At 72.8% G+C, this 1883-nt stretch carries 1 protein-coding gene; it reads right to left on the bottom strand.

Annotation, left to right across the window (positions count from 1 at the left end; genetic code table 11):
• Positions 1-1883, bottom strand: a 1883-nt coding sequence (locus AB0O29_RS35525) for a hypothetical protein (RefSeq protein ID WP_365160462.1), incomplete at both ends; no start/stop codon positions are given.

The raw sequence follows: 1883 nt of genomic DNA on the forward strand, positions 1-1883 counted from the left end.
GGCCGGGCAGGTAGGTCGCCCACTCGCGGTCGGTGAGGTCGCGGCCCGCGCGGTGGCAGACCTGTTCGGCCAGCCGTTCCGGGGCCAGGTCGATGGACTGGGCCCGGGTGCCGGCGACCGTCCGCAGCACGTCGCCGTCGAAGGCCAGGGACTCGACGCTCCGGCCGGCCAGGAAGAGGGGGTCCCCCAGGGCGAAGTGCTCCTCGGTGTCCCAGAGTTGGACGGTATTGCCGTTGGCCACGGCGGCGAGCAGCCGGCCGTCCCGCGAGAAGGTGAACTGCTGCAGGTACTGGCCGCCGTGCGTGCCGCCGCGCGAGACGCTGCTCGACATCGCCGTGATCCGCCGGGTGACCTGGCCGTCCCACAGTTCGACCACGCCGGTCTCCTTGAAGGCGGCCACGAGCCGTCCGTCCGGGGAGAAGGCCACGCTCCGGACCCCACCGCCGAAGTCGGGTGTCTTCCGTTCGCTGCCGGTCTTGAGGTCCATGATCAGGCCGTCGGTGGTCAGGTACAGCCGCCCGTCGGGGCTGAAGGCGCCGTTGACCTGGGTTCCGGAGAGGGAGCGGACCTCCTTGTGGGTGCGGACGTCGAGGATCTTCAGGGTGTCCCCGTCGCCGGTGGGGACCCCCGCTTCTCGTTCGAGGGCGGCGAGGTGTGCTCCGTCAGGAGCCAGATCCAGCCATGCCGGCCCCGACCCTTCAGGGGAGTCCCACTGGAACAGGTCCTGTCCGCTGCCGACGTCGCGCAGGGTGATGCCGTACCGGTTCTGCGCGCCGCCCTGGGTGAAGGCGATCAGCCGGCCGTCGTCGGTGATGTCGCCGAGTCCGGTGCTGGGCAGGTCCTGGGCGACCCACAGGTTCTGCGGGAACGCCGGGACGATGTCCTTGCCCGTGCGCGGGTCGACCACGCGCCCCCGGAAGCGGTCGTCCCTTCCGTAGACGTCTGGGGAGAACCTCTCGGTGACCAGGGCCGCCCGCCCGTCACGGGAGACCGCCCGGGCCGCCACGAAGGTCCGTACGGGGGGCGCCCCGGTCAGCCCCGCGGACACGTCGAGGTGGTGGACGGTGTCTCCCATCCACTGCAGGAGGGTGCCGGTCTCCTCGTCCAGGGCCAGGTCCCAGACGGGGATGCGCCCGTCCACGAGGTAGTGGAGACCCGCTGCGGGAATCCGGGTGACGGGCAGGCTCCCCCCGTCCGCGCTCCAGATCTCGATCCCGTTGGCGGAGCTCGTGGACAGCAGGTAGCCGCCCTTGGAACTGAACCGCGCGTCCGAGCCGAGCCCGGCGGCCTCACCGACGACGCGCCGGGCGGCCAGGTCGTACACCACCACGTCCTGCGCGTCCGCGGACTGGGGCGTGCTGACCGCGCCGACGCGGTTGCCGTCCGGGCTGAACAGGAACTGTCCCGTGCAGTTCGGCACCGGGGAGCCGGAGGGGCGGGGGACCAGGACGCCCGGGCCTCCCGTCACGGACCACACGGTGACTCCGGCCGCCGAGCAGGAGACCATGTGGCGCCCGTCGGGGGAGACGGCCGCCCCCTCGGGGACCGCGGCCACCGTGTTGCCCGCGGCCGCCACGAGCTCCTTGCCGCCTCCGGGCGGGCCGAGGACCAGCTCGCCGTTGTCGGTCACGCCGGCGAGCTGACGGCCGTTCAACGCCAGCGGCGGGGCCAGTTCCCTGCCGTCACGAGTGGAGACGACCTGAACCTTCCGGTCCTCCTCGGACATGACGACCAGGAGCGAGCCGTCCTCGCTCAGGCGTGGCGAACCGATGAGCCCCGGCTTGCTTCCGGGCGGCAACAGCGTACGCGTCCGACCGCGGTCCGCGCCGGCCAGGCCGACCGCGCGCAGGCCCCCGGACGACAGCAGCAGCGCGGAACCTCCC

The organism is Streptomyces sp. NPDC089915, assembly GCF_040684675.1.
GTDB lineage: Bacteria > Actinomycetota > Actinomycetes > Streptomycetales > Streptomycetaceae > Streptomyces.